Genomic DNA, 1,395 nt, shown 5'->3' with positions numbered 1-1,395 from the left:
CCAGCGATACGACCATAAGTGAAGATATCGATCAGCGCGTTGCCACCAAGACGGTTACAGAAGGGGAAGAGCATCATCATGACAGAAAAAGACGCTGTGAAATGCGAAAGTTATGCCCAAGAGAACTGGTGGTATCTGCCAGTATCTGCACAGTTTGACCAAGCATCACAACACAAAGTTATGCAAAAAATAGAAGAGGTTATGGAATACTATGGATCACCGTCTACTTGAAATCGTTGCTTGCCCAGTGTGCAAAGGTAAATTAACTTTTGACAAAGATAAGCAAGAACTGATTTGTAAACTTGATCGACTTGCGTACCCAATTAAAGAGGGTATTCCTGTGCTTCTTGAGCCTGAAGCGCGCGCAATCTCAATGGATGAAGGTAAATAATCATGTCGTTTACGGTCGTTATTCCAGCTCGTTATCAATCGAGCCGCTTACCGGGTAAGCCTCTCGCTGATATCGGTGGTAAGCCGATGATCCAGTGGGTCTATGAGCAATCACTTAAAGCAGGTGCAGATAAAGTTATCATTGCGACCGATGATGCACGTGTAGAAAAGGCTGCTAAAGCTTTTGGTGCCGATGTTTGCATGACATCACCTAAACATGAGTCTGGTACTGAGCGTCTGGCTGAGGTGATTGATGTCATGAAGATCCCTGACGATCATATTATCGTGAACGTACAGGGCGACGAGCCTCTGATTCCACCTAGTATTATCAATCAGGTGGCGAACAACTTAGCAGCGAGCCAAGTGCCAATGGCAACACTCGGTGTTGAAATCACAGAAGTGGATGAAGTTTTCAATCCAAATGCAGTGAAAGTTGTCACGGATAAAGATGGTTATGCGCTTTACTTTAGTCGTGCGACGATTCCATGGGATCGTGATGCCTACGCCAATAACGGCACTAGCGCTGAATCACCGCTGCTAAGACATATCGGAATCTACGCGTACCGTGCTGGTTTTATTAATACCTATATCAATTGGGAACCAAGCACGCTAGAACGTATTGAGTGCTTGGAGCAACTGCGAGTGCTTTGGTATGGTGAAAAGATTCACGTAGATATCGCGGCTGAAGCGCCAGCTCCGGGTGTTGATACTCCAGACGATTTGGAAGCGGTTAGAGCTATAATCGGTTGATGATTAGCCTTGATGCCATCTAAGTTGAATTTAATCTAAACCTCGCGTCGTAGCGGGGTTTTGTCTTTTTAGGTCATCGTAATTTGATTGGCGTTAATCGAGATCAAAGATAGTTCGTCAATAAAACCCCGTCGAGGATTAATGTGAGATTTACCTCGCTCCAAATCTAATTTTTCTCTATAATATGCCGCCTGTTAACGCAGTCGCGTTATGCGAGTGCGGAATATAACTTACGAAGAAACGTGGAGTAAAACA

2 protein-coding genes and 1 pseudogene are annotated in these 1,395 nt (G+C 44.7%); all 3 read left to right on the top strand.

The genetic code is table 11. From position 1 onward, the window contains the following. Window positions 1–57: 57 nt before the first annotated feature. Window positions 58–231 (top strand): annotated as a pseudogene (locus tag KIV40_RS28070) (tetraacyldisaccharide 4'-kinase); the annotation flags it as partial. After that, window positions 212–391 carry a Trm112 family protein gene (locus KIV40_RS28065; protein WP_285352480.1) on the top strand — a complete coding sequence of 60 codons (180 nt, stop codon included), beginning with the start codon at window positions 212–214 and terminating at the stop codon, window positions 389–391. The pseudogene KIV40_RS28070 and the gene KIV40_RS28065, both read left to right, overlap by 20 nt. Window positions 392–393: 2 nt before the next feature. Then, window positions 394–1,140: a 3-deoxy-manno-octulosonate cytidylyltransferase gene (gene kdsB, locus KIV40_RS28060; protein ID WP_285352479.1), complete on the top strand. Its 747-nt coding sequence runs from the start codon at window positions 394–396 to the stop codon at window positions 1,138–1,140. The last annotated feature ends 255 nt before the right edge of the window (window positions 1,141–1,395 follow it).

Source organism: Vibrio sp. D173a, from assembly GCF_030248475.1.
The sequence above is the reverse complement of the archived record's forward strand: the minus strand, read 5'-3'. Positions and strand labels throughout refer to the sequence as shown.